Source organism: Duganella radicis (assembly GCF_009720825.1).
Classification (GTDB): domain Bacteria; phylum Pseudomonadota; class Gammaproteobacteria; order Burkholderiales; family Burkholderiaceae_D; genus Rugamonas; species Rugamonas radicis.
Genome location: NZ_WNKY01000015.1, coordinates 67,267 through 84,210 on the forward strand (window position 1 = coordinate 67,267; position 16,944 = coordinate 84,210).

Below are 16,944 nucleotides of genomic sequence, written 5' to 3' on the forward strand. Positions count from 1 at the left end.
ACTGTCCCTCGTTGTCATCCCTTTAACCCGCAACGAGGAGCACACCATGAAACACGCCACCCTGGCCGCCACCCTGGCCCTGTCGCTGACCGCCCTGGCCGGCGCCGCCCACGCCGCCGACGCCGCCAAGCCCGCCGAGCAAAAAAAGCCGACCGAGAAATGCTACGGCGTATCCAAGGCCGGCCAGAACGATTGCGCCGCCGGCGCCGGCACCACCTGCGCCGGCACCTCCAAGACCGACTACCAGGGCAATGCCTGGGTGCTGGTCGACAAGGGCACCTGCACCAAGATCAAGACGCCCAAAGGCTTCGGCTCGCTGACCCCGCGCTAAGCACGCCATGAAGCTCGCGCACCTGCAACGCGATTTCAGCAACTGGCTGGTGGCGCCGACCGCCCCGCTGGCCCGGCGGCTCGGACCGGAGGCGCGGCTGGCGGTGTACCAGAACAATTACCGCAGCCAGCTGGTGGGCTGCCTCGAACATTCCTACCCGCTGCTGCGCGGCTGGATGGGCGAGGACGCCTTCCTCGGCGCGGCGGTGCGCCACATCGACGCCCATCCGCCGCACGGCTGGACGCTGGACGCCTATGCCGACGGTTTCCACGCCACGCTGGCGCAAGCCTATCCGTCGCATCCGGACCTGCACGAGCTGGCGTGGATCGAGCACGCGCTGAACACCGCCTTCGTGGCGGCCGACGCCGCGCCCGTCACGCGGGCAGGCCTGGCGGCACTGGACTGGGAGTGCGCGCTGCTGCGGTTGTCACCGTCGCTGCAACTGCGCCAGGCCACCACCAACGCCGAAGCCATCTGGAGCGCGCTGTGGCAGCGGCTGCCGCCGCCGGCGGGCGAAATGCTGGCGGCGGCGGCCGGCTACGTCGTCTGGCGGCGCGGCCACACCGCGCTGCTGCGCCAGGCCGACGCGCTGGAATACGCAGCCCTGCTGCAACTGCGGCGCGACGGCAGCTTTGCCGCGTTGTGCGACTGGCTGGTGGCGCGACGCGGCGAGCAGGATGGCGTCGCGCTGGCCGGCACGCTGCTGGCGCAATGGCTGGACGCCGAACTCATCACCGGCATCGACGTGGTGTCGACCTGATCAACAAGGAACCCTATGACTACGCTACACCTCCGGGACGCCGCCGCGCCGCGTCCCGCCGCCTGGCTGCGCCGCCTGCTGCCGGACGAGCTGCTGCTGCTGACCGCACGCCTCGGCATCGGCGCCGTGTTCTTCCTGTCCGGCCGCACCAAGGTGGAGGGCTTCATGACCATCAAGCCCTCCACCTACGAGCTGTTCCGCAGCGAGTACGCGCTGCCGCTGCTGCCGCCGGAAATCGCCGCGCAGCTGGCCACCGCCGCCGAGCACATCCTGCCGCTGCTGCTGGCGCTGGGACTGGCCACGCGCCCGGCCGCCGCCGGCATGTTCTGCATGACGGCCGTGATTGAAATCTTTGTCTACCCGGACGCCTGGCCCACCCACCTGAGCTGGGCCGGCCTGCTGCTGCCGCTGATCGCGCGCGGCGGTGGCGCCTGGTCGCTGGACCATCTGCTGTGGCGCCGTTTTTCTTCCCCCAACCGAACTGGAGAATCGCAATGAAAGCAATCCGCCCCCTGGCCACCGCCATGGCGCTGGCCGCATCGGCCATATCGGCCATATCGGCCATGACGACCATACCGGCCGCGCACGCCGCTACCGAGCCGGTCAAGAACATCGTCATCGTCAGCGGCTCCTTCGTGGACGGCTCCGGCTGGCGCGTGATCCACGACATCCTGACCCAGAAAGGCTACAAGGTCACGGTGGCGGCCCAGCCGCACACCAGCCTGGACGACGACGTCGCCGCCACCCGCGAAATCCTCGACCAGCAGGTCGGCCCGGTGGTGCTGGTCGGCCACAGCTCGGGCGGCGCGGTGATCTCGGCCGCCGGCGAGCGTGCCAAGGTCAAGGCGCTGGTCTACGTCTCGGCCCTGCTGCCGGACGTGGGCGAAAGCCTGGCGCAGGTGATCGGCTCCAAACCCGCGCCCAGCAACAGCGTGCGGCCGACCCAGGACGGCCACCTGTTTGTCGACCCGGCCAGGTTCCACGACGATGTCGGCGCCGACCTGCCGGAGAACCGCACCAATTACATGGCCATCTCGCAAGTGCCGGCCACGGTAGCCACCTTCAACACCCAGATCTGGGCCGCCGCCTGGCATCACAAGCCGAGCTACGCCATCCTGTCCACCGAGGACCGCGCCCTGAGCCCGGACTTGCAGCGCTGGATGTACCAGCGCGCCGGCGCCAAGGTGACCGAAGTCAAGGCCAGCCACCTGGCCTATATCTCGCAGCCGGACCAGGTGGCCAAGGTCATCGACGACGCCGCCAACGCCCGCTGATTTTTTTCGCCACACCACCACCAAGGAGATCACCATGAACCACAACCCCGCTTCCCGTTCCGCCCGCGCCGCCGCCGCCATGCTGCTCGCCATGGGCACGCTGACCGCCGCCGTCCACGCCGACGCCGCCGATAAGCCGGCCGCGCCGGAGCCGAAAGGCCGCTGCTACGGCATCAACACCTGCAAGGGCACCAGCCTGTGCGCCACCGCCAAGAACGATTGCAAGGGCCTCAACAACTGCAAGGGCGAAGGCGTGCTGGTCAAGACCAAGAGCGAATGCCTGGCCGCCGGCGGCACCCTGACCGAGCCGAAGAAGAAGTAATCCCGAGGCCGCCATGAAGACTTTTTCCGGTTTCGGCCTGGGCCTGCGCAAGGAACACTATGCCGATTTTCTCGACGGCCAGGTCGCGGTCGATTTCGTTGAAGTTATTTCCGAAAACTTCATGGTGGCCGGCGGTCAGCCGCGCCACATCCTGCGCCAGATCCGCGCGCGCCACCCGGTGGCCCTGCATGGCGTATCGATGTCGATCGGTTCGGCCGACGGCTTGCGCACCGACTACCTGCGGCGGCTGCGCGCGCTGGCCGACGAGATCGAACCGCTGTTCGTCTCCGACCACCTGAGCTGGTCGCGTTACGGCGGCTTCAACGCGCACGACCTGCTGCCGATGCCGTACACGCGGGAGGCGCTGGACACCGTCTGCCACAATATCGACCGCGCCCAGGAAGCGCTGGGACGCGCCATGCTGTTTGAAAATCCCTCCAGCTACCTGCACTTCGAACCGGCCGAGATGAGCGAGTGGGAATTCCTGAGCGCCATGTGCCAGCGCACCGGCTGCCGGCTGCTGCTGGACGTGAACAACATGTACGTCAGCTCGATCAACCACGGCTATGCCGTGGAGGAGTACGTGCGCGGCCTGCCGTTCCAGCACGTGCGCCAGATCCACCTGGCCGGCCACACGCCGGGCGAGGTGCTGATCGACACCCACGACCGCGACGTCTGCGCCTCGGTCTGGGCGCTGTATGCGCACATCATGACCCTTGCCGGTCCGGTCGCCACCATGATCGAGCGCGACGCCGACATCCCGCCCCTGCCCGAGCTGCTGCGCGAACTCGACATCGCCCGCCGCCTGAGTTCGGCGTCGGCGCCGACAATCCGCATTCACGAGGAACCACCATGCACGAATTTAACCGCCGCCGTTTCCTGCTGAACGCCGCCGCCGGCGCCGCCAGCCTGTCGTTCGATAACCTGGCGCTGGCCGCACCCAAGGCGCTGGCCGTCATGCCGACCAAACAGGTCGAGGCCGGCGTGCTGGATGTCGGCTATTACGAAGCCGGGCCGGAGAATGGCCATCCCATCATTCTGCTGCACGGCTTCCCTTACGATATCCATAGTTACGCCGAGGTCGCGCCGATACTGGCCAGGCAGGGCTACCGCGTGATCGTGCCGCACCTGCGCGGCCACGGCAGCACCCGCTTCCTCGACGACGCCACGCCGCGCGCCGGCCAGCAAGCCGCCATCGGCCAGGACCTGATCGACCTGATGGACGCGCTGCACATCCCGGAGGCGGTGCTGGCCGGCTATGACTGGGGCGGCCGCGCCGCCTGCGTGGCGGCCGCGCTCAAGCCCAGCCGCTGCGTCGGCCTGGTCTCGGTCAACAGCTATCTGATCCAGGACATCAGCAAGGCCAATCTGCCGGCGCCGGCCCCGGTGGAGGCGGGCTTCTGGTATCAGTTCTACTTCCTGACCGAACGCGGCCGCGCCGGTCTGAGCGCCAACCGCAAGGATATCGGCCACCTCATGTGGAAGGGGAACTCGCCCACCTGGCATTTTGACGAGCCCACCTTCAAGCGCTCGGCGCAAGCCTGGGACAATCCGGATTACGTGGAGGTGGTGCTGCACTCCTACCGCCATCGCCTCGGCCATGCGCCCGGTTACCCGGACTACGAAGAGACCGAAGCGTTCCTCGCCACGCTGCCGAGGATCTCCTCGCCCGCCATCACCATCGACGGTGCGGCCGACGGCGTGATCAAGGCTACCGACGGCACCGCCTCGGCCGCCAGATTCAGCGGCCCGCGCCAGCACCGTCAACTGGCCGGGATCGGCCACAATCCGCCGCAGGAAGCGCCGCGGGCATTTGCCGACGCCGTGCTGGAACTGGCGCGCAAGGGCAGGTGGCGCACCTGATTTACCGTGGCGTGGCCGACAGTTCAAGGTTGTAGCGCTTGCCGGAAATCGTCACATTCGCCAGCTTCAGGCCCTTGATGTTGTGGATGAACCAGGGCTGGTGACTATTGAACGGCTCGCCGAAATCGCTGTCGCTGATGCTGACGTTGGTGATCGGCAGGATGGCCGGCTTGCCCTCGCCGTTGTAGCTGGAGGCCAGCGGCCCCAGCAACACAAAGGCCTGGTAGCACGAATGCAGCGTGCTGCCGACCTGCACATTGCCAGCGCGGATGCCGCTGATGTGCACGTCCGATACCTGTGGCGGGCGGATGCGCATCACATCATCCTGCGGCGCATAGTCGCAATCGAAAACAATCACCGCGCCACCGCCGGACGACGCGGTATCCGGCGCCACCTCGGCGTCCGGCAGGCGCTTGCTGAACATGGGCGCGGTCTTCACACCGTTCGGCAGCGCGAGGTCGCGGGCGTAAAAGTGGCGCAGGTAGCCGCCGCGATTCATATTGGTTTTCAAACGGATCGCCGTCCACAACGGATTGCCGGCCCAGTGGAGGTTGCGGAACTCGATGTTCCGCACGTAGATGTTCTCGATGCCGGCCGCCATCTCGCTGCCCAGCGTCACGCCGCCGTGGCCGCTGTTCATCACGCAATCCTGGATCACGATGTTGCGGCTGGGGCCAAATTGCGTGTCGAGATTCTTGCCGGATTTGATGGCGATGCAATCGTCGCCGGTGTTAAAGGTGCAGCCTTCGATCAGCACATGGTCGCAGCCATCGGGATCGAAGCCGTCGCTGTTGGGGCCGAGGCTGTTCATCTGCACATTGCGGAAGCGGACGTTGCGGCAGTTGACCGGATGATGCAGCCAGAACGGCGCGCCCTGCACCTGATAGCCTTCCAGCAGCACATTGCTGCAACCGATCAGCTGGATCATGCATGGCCGCAGGAAGTGGCCGATGCCGAACACGCGCCGGGCCACCGGCACGCCGGCTTCGGACAACGCCGGCAGAAAGTAATGGTCCGAGCGCCATGCCGCGCGCCCGCCCTCGATCTGCCGCCGCAGCGCCGGCGACAAGGACGGCGCCAACTGGTCCAAGGTGGCCGGATTGCGCGGATTGATCTCGCCCTGATGATCGCCGGCAGGCGCATCGGCCGGCTTGCGGCCGGTCCAGCCCCACCAGCAATCCTTGCTGTCCTTGAACGGCACGCCGCCCATGCCGTCCAGCACACTGCCCGCTTCACCGGTCAGGGCGATGTTGTCCTGACCGTAGGCGTACACCATGGGCGAATAGTTGAGGCAATCGTTGCTCTGCCAGCGCGAGATCACCAGCTTGCCGTTCGGCCCGCAATCGATATCGCCATCGCGGGCATAATCGAGCGGGTTGTTGTTGAAGTAGAGATGCGCGCCGGCCGCCAGATGCACGTGCACATTGGAACGCAGCACCATCGGTCCGCAACTGAGCCAGTTCCCGGCCGGGATCACCACCCTGCCGCCACCCGCCGCGTGACAGGCCTCGATGGCCGCCTTAATGGCGGGGTAGCAGTCCGGCGAACCGCTCAGCGGCGCGCTGACCATGCCCTGCTTCTGGTACGCCACAAAGCCGTCGACCTGCCCGGTCTGGCACGGCTGCGCGCCATACGCGGTGATCGCAAAGTCCTGCGGCCGGAACGTGAGCGGGCGAGAACAGCGCGCCACGATGGCCTCCGCCTCCGCCCACGGATCGAGCACGGCCGCCACAGCCGCGGTCACACCCAGCGGCAGGCCGGCGCCGGCCATCACGCCCGCCCCCACGCGCATGACCTCACGACGACGTGGATTAAGAACTGGTTCACGCATTGCGCTCCTCATGGCAAGGGTTGAAAACCTTCGGCCCGCACCACCCAGCGGCCGTCCTGCGGGAAACCGGGCGTGGCGCGCCGCGGCGCGCCGTCCCAGCCACCGGCCATCATGGCGACCGCCGCCAGCAAGCTGCTGTTGCCGGGCAGGTAGACCGGAAGGTCGGTGTTCGGATTATGCCCCGCCGCCGTGTAGGCGTTGTTGGGGCCGTCGTTCTTGAGCAGCACGTCCACCGCCTGCTGCGGCGCGTCCAGGCGGGCGGCGGTCATGGCGATCATTGGATAATCCCAGCCCCAGATCTTGGTCTTGAAGTCCCAGTCGGATAGCACCGCATCCAGTGTGCGGCGCATGACAGCGCGGTCCACGCCGGCGCCCGGCAACTGCCCCAGCGACATCAGGAACGATGGATGGTCATGCCGGCTGGCCGGATTGTCCCAGGTATCGGGCATGGATTCCAGCGCCACGTACTTGCCGTCCTTTTGCGGCAGGGCCGACAGTTGATGAAGTTTCTTTTCCCAGTCCGCATCCGGCGGCAAACCAAGACGCGCGCGCCATTGCTGCGCCAGTGCCAGGCCGGTGGCCCAGTAGCTCAGCTCGTAGCCGGGATTCATGCTGGTGGCTGGATCGTAAATTTCCTGCGCGATCCACAACGGTGGTCCCAGCACATAACGCTGGCCGTCCCAGTGCAGCATGGATGCCATGGCGTCGGCGGTGGCAAACACCAGCTCGCGGTAGCGCTCCAGCGTTTGCGGCGTCGGCTCGCTGCGATACAGCAGCTCGGCAAGATGAATCACATGCGGCTGGTTCCAAGCGATCAGCGGATTACCGCCCGGGCTTTCGCGTCCCTGCGGGCTGGTCATCTTCGGCCAGCGCGCGCCTTTCAGGCCGCGCCCGGCGGCGATCTGGCGCGCCACCGGCAAGGTCATCCGATACCAGCGCAGCGCATTCTCCAGATATTGCGGACGGCCCCACAGCGCGAAGTGCGCGGTGTGCCACCAGATCATTTCGGTGTGGTTCTTGCCGTACCAGGTGGTGGTGGTGAGGCCGCTTTCCTGCGGTGGGAAGTCGCCGCCGAACTGGATCGCGGTCAGGTATTGCGACAGCACCACGCGCCGTTCCAGCTCGGCCGCGCGCGGATCGGTGCTGCCGGTGAAATCGATCGCCGCGCCGCTGCGCCAGAACGCTTGCCAGTGCGCGGCGCTGTGCGCGATGACTTGCGCGGCATCGGGCGCCGCGCCCAGGCTGGCCGCCGCATAGGACAGTGTAAAGTCCAGCGCCGCGCCATGCCTGGGCGCCAGCCGGAAGGTATGCGGCGCCGACTGCGACACGCTCATCGCCTGCGCGGACTGCACGGCCGCCGCGTAGCGTGCGGTATCGCGCCGGTGTTCCAGCGCCAGCACATGCGCGCCCCGCGCCGTGATGCGAGTAATGTGCGATGCCGGCTGGCTCCAGTCCAGCGGCGGATTGTATTTCACGCTCATGTCGTAGCCGCGCGGCAGCGCCAGCTGCACCTTCAGCTTGCCGCTGGCCAGCAGCGGCGACTGGATGCGCACCGCCAGCGTGTCCCGCTGCGGGCTCACCGCCGTGATCACGCTGACCGGCTGGCCGTCGATGGTGTAGCGGCTGGTCAGCACACCCTTCCACATGTCCAGCTTCTGGTCGATGTCGCGGATGTCGGCCAGCGCCAGCGCCGAACCGTCGCCGCGCCGCAGGCTGAGCTGTCCCAGCGGCCAGACATGCGGATTGGTGCGCAGCCAGGTCGCCGCCGGGCCGTCCATGATGGTGGGATAGCCCACCGTCTGGCCATGCGCCGTGTAATCGCGGTTGGCGTCGGCCAGCTTGTAGCCGTTCGGGTTCGGATCTTCATGCCAGGACCAGCGCGCCTGCGTCTCCAGCGCGATGCCCTGGCGGCCGTAATGCTCGGGGAAGGTTTGCAGCCCGGTCACGTCGGCCGTGAAGCAAAACTGGCCGTTGCCGACGCTCAGCGGCGCCCACGGATCGATCCCGTTCAGCTGGGGATTGTGCCGTTCGACCAGCGACTTACGGTCGATGGGAGCGGTACCGGCCAGCGCCGCGCTGCTTATCAGTATCAATGCCAGCGCCGTGACGCGCCTCATATTTGTCTCCCTATCGCTCATCAAAAGCTCATGAACGGCGATCATACCCACCAAATGCAACAGTTCCGGGGCCAAAACAATCAACTTGATGACTATAACCGAATTAGTCAAATGGATGACCGAATTCGGATTGACGCTGTTCCCCGCAGTTTCCTACTATCGGTTGAACCGCCTGGCGGTCACAAAATCCAAGAGGAGACAATACAATGAGAACGAAAAAAACCGCGATAACCAATGCCGTTCTTCTGCTGGTGGCCGGCGTGGCCAGCGCGCAGGAGCAGGCGGCGGCGCCGCCCAAACCGGAAGACAACCAGGTGGTGATCACCGGCTCGCGCCTGGCCAACCGCGGCTTCCTGGCGCCGACGCCAGTGACCGTGGTCGACTCCACCGAGCTGAAGGTATCCGGCACGCAGAATCTGGAAAACCTGCTCAACGATACGCCGCAATTCACCGCCAACCAGCTGAACAGCCCGACCGCCAACACCGTGCAGGCCGGCCAGCCCTCCGGCACCTCGACCCTGAACCTGCGCAACCTCGGCCCGACGCGCAACCTGGTGCTGGTCAACGGCCGCCGCTACGCCATCACCGGCCCGGACTTCACCACCGACATCAACACCATCCCCACCGCGCTGGTGAAACGGATTGAAACCGTGACCGGCGGCTCGTCCGCCGTGTACGGCTCGGACGCCATCTCCGGCGTGGTCAACTTCATCCTGCGCGACAATTACGAGGGCGCGGAAATCAATGTGCAGGGCAACTGGGACCAGCCGACCCGCACGCCCACCAAGAGCATCGACCTCACCGTCGGCGGCAACTTCGACAACAAGAAGGGCAACGCCGTCCTGTCGGTCAACTTCCAGGACCGCCAGGGCATGACCCGTGGCGACCTCGGCGGCTACTCCCTGCCCTCGCTGGGCGATGGCTGCGTGACGGCCGCCTCGTGGTCGGCCACCGGTCCCGGCACGCCGCTGGCGGTGCCGTCCGGCCAGACCTGCCTGTCGGCCGGCGGCCGTCCCGGCCTGGTGTACAGCGGCTCCTCCACCGTGCCGACCGGCCGCATCGGCAACCTGCCGCTGTACGGCTCGTCCGGCTCCAACGCCGCGCTGGACGCGGCCATGGCGGCGGCCGGCTTGCAGAACATGACCTCGCTGGGCGCCATCTTCGATGCCACCGGCAAGGCGGTGCGCCCCTACACCACGGCCGACGCCTATGACCTCGGCCCGCTGTCCTACGTGGTCACGCCGCAGAAGCGCTGGGTGGCGAACGCCTTCGCCCACTATGACTTCAACGAATACGCCACCGGCTACACCGAGATCCACTTCAGCAACAACACCGCCAATGTGCAGATCGCCCCGGCCGGCGCCGGCGCCAACTTCCTGGTCAACACCAACAATCCTTACCTCAGCCCGCAGATGCAGGAAGTGCTGCGCCAGCTGGACCTGAAGGAAAGCGGCACCACCCGCGTGACCAACGGTTCGCAGACGCTGAGCACCACGCCGGGCGACGGCCTGGCCATCCTCAACCTGAACCGCCGCTTCACCGACATCGGCACCCGCTTTGCCGCCACCGACCATTCGACCTTCCGCATCGCGCTGGGCCTGAAGGGCAAGCTGAACGACGTGTCGGAGAACTACCTCACCGACCTCAAGTACGACATGTACTACACCAACAGCCGCACCACGGAATCGCAATTCCAGACCGGCTCGATCTCGCTGAGCCGCTACCAGAACGCCCTCCTGTCGCAGGGCGGCGCGGCGCCCGTGCTGAATCCGTTCGGCCAGAACATTTCGGCGGCGGCGGCCAGCGCGGTGTCGATCGCCTCCAACTCGGCCATCACCGCCGAGCAGCAAGGCCTGGCGGCCAACCTGACCGGCCGTCTGCTGGAACTGCCATCCGGCCCGGTTGACTTCTCCACCGGCGTGGAGCGCCGCCATGCCTACAGCCGCTACTCGCCGGACGCCTATCTGTCGTCGGGCGACGTGTCGGGCTGGAACGCGGCGCGCGCCACCCAGGGCGAATCGACCGTGAAGGAAATCTTTGGCGAAGCGCGCGTGCCGCTGCTGTCCGACAAGCCATTCGCCAAAAACCTGAGCCTGAGCGGCGCCTTCCGCCGTTCCGACTATGACGTGGAATCGGTGGGCACGGTGTGGACCAACTCGGTCGGCACCGAGTGGACGCCGGTGGACAGCCTGACCTTCCGCGCGCAGAAACAGAAATCAATCCGCGCCCCGAACGTGGGCGAACTGTTCGGCGGCCAGGGCACCAACGGCCCGACCGCCACCGACCCATGCTCCAGCCGCCAGCCCACCGCGCAGCAGACCGCCGCCGTGCGCGCGGTGTGCGTGGCGACCGGGGTGCCGGCCAACCTGGTGTTCGATCCATCGGTACAGCCGACCAACTTCCTGACCCAGATCGTCGGCGGCAATCCGAACCTGAAAGCGGAAACCTCGCACACCACCACGGTGGGCGCCGTGTTCGCGCCGAAAGCGGTGCCCGGCCTGCAAATGAGCCTGGACTACTACAAGATCACGCTGGACGACGCGATCTCGACGCTGGGCGGCGGCGGCATCCAGTCGGTGCTGAACCTGTGCTACAACACCATCCAGAACGCCAACAGCGTGTACTGCAAGGCCATCAACCGCGACCCGATCACCGGCCAGATCACCGCACCGACCTACGTGATGACCACGGCGGCCAACATCGGCGGCATCAAGACCGAGGGCTACGACATCGCCGGCCACTACGGCTTCCGCACCAGCTGGGGCCTGATGGGCGCCGACACGCGCTGGAACATCGACACCAACTGGACCTATGTGAAGGAGCTGACTTTCACGCCGATCCAGGACCTGCCGAACATCACCAACCAGTGCGTGGGCAGCTTCGGCCAGACCTGCGGCCAGCCGGTGCCGAAGTGGAAAGGCACGGCGCGCCTGACCATGAACTCGGGCAAGCTGATGTTGTCGGCGCGCGCACGCTACATCGGCGCGGTAACGGTGGATACCTATGTGCTGCCATCGACCTCGGGCGGCACGCCGCCGGCGCTGGATTCGCTGACCAATCCGAAGATCAAGGGCTACACCTACCTGGATCTGACGGCGGGCTACGACTTCACCAAGTCGGTCAGCGTGACGGCGGGCATCCGCAACGTGCTGGATAAAGATCCGCCAGTGCTGGGCTCGTCGCAACTGCCGGCGAACAACACCATCGCCGCCACCTACGACCCGCTGGGCCGCAATCTGTTCTTCAGCCTGAACGTCAAGCTGTGAACGGCCACCATCTGCAACGCCGGCGCCTGACGCTGGCATTGGGCGCCGGCCTGCTGGCCGGCTGGAACGTGCCGGCGACGGGTCGCGCGATCGCGGCATCCGCTGACCCTGCCTCGGCCAACGCGGCCGGCGGCGCAGGCGCGGCGGCCGCCGGCGACGCCGGTGCTTGCACCGCCGGGGTGGCGTGGGCCGACGTCCTGCGGCGCGAGCTGGATGCGATGGCGCAGCAGCTGACGCAAACCCTCAAGCCGTGGCCGGTTCCGGCGCGTGTGTTCACGCCGGAGCAGCACGGACTGGCGGACGACACAAGCGGCCTCGCCACCGCCGCCATCCAGCGCGCGGTGGACGCCTGCGCGGCCGCTGGTGGCGGCACCGTGCGGCTGTCGAAAGGCGACTACCTGAGCGGCACCATCGTGCTGCGCTCCGGCGTCATGCTGGAGGTGGCGGCCGGCGCGCGCCTGCTGGCCAGCACCAACCTGCAAGACTACCCCGAGCATCGCGCCCGGCGCCCCACGGTCCAGGACAGCAACATGGGCATGAACCAGTCGCTGATCTTTGCCGAAGGCTGCGAGCGCATCGGCATCGGCGGCAAAGGCCTGATCGACGGACGCGGCACCAAGGACAACTTCCCCGGCGAGGAAACCGTCGGCGCCACACCGGGCCGCCCCTTCATCATCCGCATCATCGACTGCAAGCAAGTGGTAATCCGCGACATCCATCTCAAGGACTCGCCATGCTGGATGCAGAACTACCTCAACTGCGACGACCTGCTGATCGATGGCATCCACGTTGAAAACCAGGCCAACCACAACAACGACGGTCTGGACATCGACAGCTGCCGCCGCGTTATCGTGCGCAACAGCTTCATCAACGCGCAGGACGATGCAATGTGTTTCAAGGGCGCAGGGCAGCGGCTGGCGGAAAACATCCTGATCGAGAACTGCGAGTTCTACAGCACCTGCAACGCGCTCAAATTCGGCACCGATTCGCAGGGCGACTTCCGCAACGTGCTGGTGCGAAACGTGACGCTGGGCGGGCCATCCAGCACCATGCGCGCCATCAACCGCCGCAAGGCCGATGGCGGCATCTCATGGGAAATCGTCGATGGCGGCACACTGGAGCGCGTGCTGGTGCATGATGCGCGCATCGTGCGCGCCGAGAGCCCGCTATTCCTGCGACTGGGCGATCGTGGCCGCGTGCGGCCGGAGCAGCAACGTCCGGGGCCGGGCATGCTGCGCCACATCGTCTACGACCGCATCAGCGGCGGTGACAACGGCATGCGCGGCTCCTTCTTCACCGGCATCCCGGAAGCGGATATCGAACATGTGCTGCTGCGCGACGTCAGTCTGACCATGGCCGCGGCAACCGCTCCGGCCGCTGTGGCAGTCGATGTGCCGGAGGCGCATGCCGAGTATCCCGATCCGCACATGTTCTCGACGGTGATGCCGGCCTACGGCCTGTGGGCGCGCCACATCAAGCACCTGACCTTGCAACGTGTGCGCTTCCGCGTCAACGGCAAGGACGCACGACCAGAAATTCTGGCCGACGCCTGCCATCAGTGAGCAACGCGGAACCAGTCCACGTCGATATAGCCGGCCTGATCGCCTTTCACGTAAGTGAAGACGGCAGGCCGGCTCCCCTTCCACCATGAAAATTTCGCCAGCTGCGTGACCGGGCCGACATTCGTGTACGGCCCTTTTTCATTGAGCGCATAGGAGAACTGCACCGTCTGATCCTCCTTCACCTGAGCGCGCAACACCACCGCGCCCGTCCCGATCTTGCCGATGCGTGTCTCCTCGCCCGCATTGGAATACGTGACATAGTTCACCCCCGCCTCCCGCACCACGCCGACCCAAGGCACCTTCACGCCAAACAAACTCAGGCCGGCGCGCTGCGTATCGGCCATCCCGCCCAACTCCATGCGCGTCGTGATCTCCGACTGCGGGCCTTGCAAAATCTGCGTCAAGGTATTGCGTGCGCCAACCAGATACGCCGACTTGCTGGCCTCAATGCGCATGAAACCGGGACGCTTGCTGAGACTCCAGCGCGCATTGTCCGGATTGTGATTCCACGACCATTGCAAGCCCAGCTGAGGCGAAGAAAACTCATCGCTATCCTGCAAGCGATAGCCCGGCGATTTCTCCGCCGTATCCGGCGCCTCATGCTTCAACACCGGCACCGTATCGTCGCCCATGATCGGCCAGTCATCCTTCCACACCACCGGCTGCAAATGCGCGATACGCCCGAACGCGCCGGTGCTGTTGAAGTGAATGAACCAGCCTTGGCCGGAAGGCGTCTCCACATAACCGCCCTGATGCGGCCCCTTGAGGCCATTGCCCGGCTTGAGCGCGAGATGCGTCTCGTACGGGCCATCAATGCTGCGCGAGCGCAGCACCGCTTGCGGTCCCGTCTCCACACCGCCGATCGGCGCGAAGATGTAGTAGTAGCCGTTGCGCTTGTAAACCTTGGGCCCTTCGAAGATAGGCAAATTCACCTTGTCTTCAATGATGGTCTTGCCGCCGTCATACACCGTCTTACCATCCGGGCTCATCGCGTGCAGGATGCCAGGCCCTGCGCCAACCCTGGAGTGAATCAGATAGGCCTTGCCGTCATCGTCCCAGAACGGACAAGGATCTTCATAGCCCGCACCGGCCAGCACCATCACCGGCTCCGTCCAAGCGCCCGCAGGGTCCGTGGTGGAGCTCATGAAGATGCCCTCACCCGGGGTCGCCCAATAAACGTAAAAGCGATGGTCATGAAAGCGGATCGAAGGCGCCCACACACCACCGGCGTAGCGCAAGCCATCACCCACCGGCTTGGAGACCGCATCCGTCAACGGAAACGGCGGCTGCATATCGTAGGAAGGATGAAAGCCCAGCCTGGGCAGCACGTGACCGGCAATCTTCCAGTGCACCAGATCCTTCGACGTCAGAACCGGAATGCCCGGTGAAAAATGGAAACTGGATGCCACCATGTAGTAATCGTTGCCGACACGAATCGCATCCGGATCGGAATAATCCGCGTAAATGACAGGATTGGTGTACTCCGCCGCCGCGCAGCTACCAGCGCAAACCAACAACAACGCCACCACCAATTTCCGCATCGTCATCTCCACCGTTCAAGAGCTGAACAGTAGACCATGAGCGCTAGCGCCAAGGCAATCAACATTGTGATTGAAGTCTTGCGTGAGCAATGACGGGTGGGGCCGCGCACGTTACAACAAGTAACAGCTTGATCCGCTGTGGATTGTTAATCTGCGCCCATACGTTAGCGCGGAAGGATATCAACCATGGGTGATCAAACGAAACATCTTGGAACCACCGTGTGCTCGGCATTGATGCTGAGCCTGCTTACTCTGGCCGGATGCAACAAGCTTGCCGATGCGCCACCGCAAAGCGCGGCGACGACGCCTGCCCAGCCTGTTGCCCCCTATACGCCGCCGACGGCGGAACAGCTGTCGCAAATGGTGGCGCCGATCGCCCTGTTTCCAGACAAGCTGGTGGGGCAGGTGCTGGCGGGCGCCACTTATCCAGAGCAGATTGCCGCAGCCAACCAGTGGCTGGCGCAGAATCCCGCCCTGAAAAGCGACGCATTGCAAAACGCGGAAAACGGTCAGCCATGGGATGTCAGCGTCAAGTCGCTGACCACTTTCCCCACCGTGTTGAACCAGATGGCCAGCAATATGCAATGGACCCGGGCGCTGGGCGAAGCCTATGTGAACGATCCGACCGACGTGATGAACGCCATCCAGACCCTGCGCCTGCGCGCCCAGCAGGCCGGCAACCTGCAAAGCTCGCCGCAGTTGCGGGTTTCCACCACGGTGCGCGAGTCGCCGCCGGCCTACGTCACGTCATCCCCTTCGGAACCGGTGGCGTACTCGGGGCCGGCGGTGATACCGCCGCCACCGCAAACCATCGTCATCGAGCCGGCCGAGCCGGATGTGGTCTACGTCCCTCACTACAACCCTGCGGTGGTGTATGGCGCGCCGGTGCCGGTGTATCCGGGCTGGGTGTATCGCCAGCCAGCCTATGACAGCGAGGCCGTGATCACGACCGGCGTGCTGTCGTTTGGGGTGGGTGTGCTGGTCGGTGCGGCGGTGAGCCATCACCATGATTGGGGATGGAACGCGTGGGGCGTCAACTGGGGCGCGCCTCATCCCGGCTATAACGGCGGCTGGCAGCGTCCTGCCGTGGTGTACAACAACTCGACGTATATATCCAAATCCGTCACCGTGGTAAATCACGTCAACAATATTAACGTGACCAATAACAACTACCGAACCAACAACGTCATCAACCGCACGCAGAACATTGTCACCAACAATCCGCCGCCACCGCGCCCGGCGCAGCAAGCGGCCGGGGTAATGACCGTGCCGCACTTCACCGCGCGCGATACCGTGCCTGGTTCACGCCCGCCACCAGCGGCGATGGACCTGCACGCCCCGCGGACCCCGTCGCCGATCACGCAGCACGAGCTGCGCCAGCCGCCGCGTGTGGCGCAGGAAGCGCCCCGGGTGAGCATGCCGCCGCCCGTGGCGAACAAACCCATGCACGAGGAAACGCGGATCGAGCATCCGCCTGTCCAGGCAATGGCGCAAGCTCAGGAGCACAGCAGCGCCGCCGTGCACATGCCACCCGTCCCACACGCCCCAATGCCCAACCACGACATCAACATTCCCGAACGGGCACATCCCCAAGCGCCACGCCAGGAAATGCTAGCCATGCACAACGAGCGCCCCCACCCTCAACCCGCAAAGCCGGCGCCTGTGAAGCCGCACGTGGAGAAACATGAGGAAAACAACCACCATCACGACAAGCGCGATACTCAGGAGCATCACAGTTAAAACACCTGAGACGCCGCGTGGCCAGAACACCCGCTAACTGACTTGTCTCCTCGATGCGCCGGCTATCGCAAGTTGGCCAAGGCCCGCGCGGTGTGACTTTTTTGGCGTATTTTGACTTAAGTCAAAATTGTTGCAGAAAAAACGCAAGCGCTTCTTTACGCTGCGATGCAGCATGCGAATTTTTGCAAGTGATTGATTCTATTGAGGATTGTGGTGCGGCTGGCGGGGATCGAACCCACGACCCTTGGCTTCGGAGGCCAATACTCTATCCACTGAGCTACAGCCGCGACAGGGGTATACACGAAGGTGTGCCGTAGGATACCGTTTTTATCGCATC

At 65.4% G+C, this 16,944-nt stretch carries 13 protein-coding genes and 1 tRNA gene; 10 read left to right on the top strand and 4 right to left on the bottom strand.

Features of this window, described 5'->3' with window-relative positions:
* The first annotated feature begins 46 nt into the window (after positions 1-46).
* The 7 genes from GM676_RS15355 to GM676_RS15385 are packed head-to-tail and all read left to right on the top strand — an operon-like array spanning position 47 to position 4,550.
* Positions 47-331, top strand: coding sequence for a BufA1 family periplasmic bufferin-type metallophore (locus tag GM676_RS15355; protein ID WP_155464527.1), 285 nt, complete (start codon positions 47-49; stop codon positions 329-331).
* Between the two features lie 7 nt (positions 332-338).
* Positions 339-1,091 (top strand): HvfC/BufC N-terminal domain-containing protein, encoded by a 753-nt coding sequence (locus GM676_RS15360; RefSeq protein WP_155464528.1) that lies wholly within the window; start codon positions 339-341, stop codon positions 1,089-1,091.
* A gap of 15 nt (positions 1,092-1,106) precedes the next feature.
* A complete protein-coding gene (locus GM676_RS15365) occupies positions 1,107-1,589 on the top strand; it encodes a DoxX family protein (protein WP_155464529.1) in 483 nt (160 codons plus the stop codon).
* Entirely contained in the window at positions 1,586-2,365 is a 780-nt protein-coding gene (locus tag GM676_RS15370; protein WP_155464530.1) for an alpha/beta fold hydrolase, read from the top strand. Before GM676_RS15365 ends, GM676_RS15370 begins: the two co-directional genes overlap by 4 nt.
* Positions 2,366-2,399: 34 nt before the next feature.
* A complete protein-coding gene (gene bufA2, locus GM676_RS15375; RefSeq protein WP_155464531.1) occupies positions 2,400-2,687 on the top strand; it encodes a BufA2 family periplasmic bufferin-type metallophore in 288 nt (95 codons plus the stop codon).
* 13 nt (positions 2,688-2,700) lie between these two features.
* Positions 2,701-3,573: an MNIO family bufferin maturase gene (gene bufB, locus GM676_RS15380; RefSeq protein ID WP_155464532.1), complete on the top strand. Its 873-nt coding sequence runs from the start codon at positions 2,701-2,703 to the stop codon at positions 3,571-3,573.
* Positions 3,540-4,550 (top strand): alpha/beta fold hydrolase, encoded by a 1,011-nt coding sequence (locus GM676_RS15385; protein ID WP_155464533.1) that lies wholly within the window; start codon positions 3,540-3,542, stop codon positions 4,548-4,550. Before bufB ends, GM676_RS15385 begins: the two co-directional genes overlap by 34 nt.
* 1 nt (position 4,551) lies before the next feature.
* Here GM676_RS15385 and GM676_RS15390 read toward each other — a convergent pair whose 3' ends face one another.
* Together GM676_RS15390 and GM676_RS15395 are read right to left on the bottom strand one after the other, a co-directional pair.
* Positions 4,552-6,381 carry a glycoside hydrolase family 28 protein gene (locus GM676_RS15390; protein ID WP_229262709.1) on the bottom strand — a complete coding sequence of 610 codons (1,830 nt, stop codon included), beginning with the start codon at positions 6,379-6,381 and terminating at the stop codon, positions 4,552-4,554.
* An 8-nt stretch (positions 6,382-6,389) separates the two neighbouring features.
* The gene (locus GM676_RS15395) at positions 6,390-8,498 is read right to left on the bottom strand and encodes a hypothetical protein (protein WP_211923238.1); all 2,109 of its coding nucleotides are present in this window, start codon (positions 8,496-8,498) and stop codon (positions 6,390-6,392) included.
* 206 nt (positions 8,499-8,704) lie between these two features.
* Here GM676_RS15395 and GM676_RS15400 point away from each other — a divergent pair, with 206 nt between their 5' ends.
* Entirely contained in the window at positions 8,705-11,764 is a 3,060-nt protein-coding gene (locus GM676_RS15400) for a TonB-dependent receptor domain-containing protein (protein WP_155464535.1), read from the top strand.
* A complete protein-coding gene (locus GM676_RS15405) occupies positions 11,761-13,326 on the top strand; it encodes a glycoside hydrolase family 28 protein (protein WP_155464536.1) in 1,566 nt (521 codons plus the stop codon). Before GM676_RS15400 ends, GM676_RS15405 begins: the two co-directional genes overlap by 4 nt.
* Here the strand turns inward: GM676_RS15405 and GM676_RS15410 are convergent.
* The gene (locus GM676_RS15410; RefSeq protein ID WP_155464537.1) at positions 13,320-14,867 is read right to left on the bottom strand and encodes a glycoside hydrolase family 43 protein; all 1,548 of its coding nucleotides are present in this window, start codon (positions 14,865-14,867) and stop codon (positions 13,320-13,322) included. The two genes, GM676_RS15405 and GM676_RS15410, sit on opposite strands and share 7 nt — an antisense overlap.
* Positions 14,868-15,053: 186 nt before the next feature.
* Here GM676_RS15410 and GM676_RS15415 point away from each other — a divergent pair, with 186 nt between their 5' ends.
* Positions 15,054-16,607 carry a DUF3300 domain-containing protein gene (locus tag GM676_RS15415; RefSeq protein ID WP_155464538.1) on the top strand — a complete coding sequence of 518 codons (1,554 nt, stop codon included), beginning with the start codon at positions 15,054-15,056 and terminating at the stop codon, positions 16,605-16,607.
* Positions 16,608-16,818: 211 nt separating this feature from the next.
* On the opposite strand, the gene GM676_RS15420 is transcribed toward GM676_RS15415, so the two are convergent.
* Positions 16,819-16,894, bottom strand: a tRNA-Arg gene (locus tag GM676_RS15420).
* Between the last annotated feature and the right edge of the window lie 50 nt (positions 16,895-16,944).

Excerpts from the sequence above, each read along its gene's own strand:
- GM676_RS15355 (WP_155464527.1), top strand. The coding sequence starts at position 47 with ATGAAACACGCCACCCTGGCCGCCACCCTGGCCCTGTCGCTGACCGCC.
- GM676_RS15360 (WP_155464528.1), top strand. The coding sequence starts at position 339 with ATGAAGCTCGCGCACCTGCAACGCGATTTCAGCAACTGGCTGGTGGCG.
- GM676_RS15365 (WP_155464529.1), top strand. The coding sequence starts at position 1,107 with ATGACTACGCTACACCTCCGGGACGCCGCCGCGCCGCGTCCCGCCGCC.
- GM676_RS15370 (WP_155464530.1), top strand. The coding sequence starts at position 1,586 with ATGAAAGCAATCCGCCCCCTGGCCACCGCCATGGCGCTGGCCGCATCG.
- bufA2 (WP_155464531.1), top strand. The coding sequence starts at position 2,400 with ATGAACCACAACCCCGCTTCCCGTTCCGCCCGCGCCGCCGCCGCCATG.
- bufB (WP_155464532.1), top strand. The coding sequence starts at position 2,701 with ATGAAGACTTTTTCCGGTTTCGGCCTGGGCCTGCGCAAGGAACACTAT.
- GM676_RS15385 (WP_155464533.1), top strand. The coding sequence starts at position 3,540 with ATGCACGAATTTAACCGCCGCCGTTTCCTGCTGAACGCCGCCGCCGGC.
- GM676_RS15390 (WP_229262709.1), bottom strand. The coding sequence starts at position 6,381 with ATGCGTGAACCAGTTCTTAATCCACGTCGTCGTGAGGTCATGCGCGTG.
- GM676_RS15395 (WP_211923238.1), bottom strand. The coding sequence starts at position 8,498 with ATGAGGCGCGTCACGGCGCTGGCATTGATACTGATAAGCAGCGCGGCG.
- GM676_RS15400 (WP_155464535.1), top strand. The coding sequence starts at position 8,705 with ATGAGAACGAAAAAAACCGCGATAACCAATGCCGTTCTTCTGCTGGTG.
- GM676_RS15410 (WP_155464537.1), bottom strand. The coding sequence starts at position 14,867 with ATGCGGAAATTGGTGGTGGCGTTGTTGTTGGTTTGCGCTGGTAGCTGC.
- GM676_RS15415 (WP_155464538.1), top strand. The coding sequence starts at position 15,054 with ATGGGTGATCAAACGAAACATCTTGGAACCACCGTGTGCTCGGCATTG.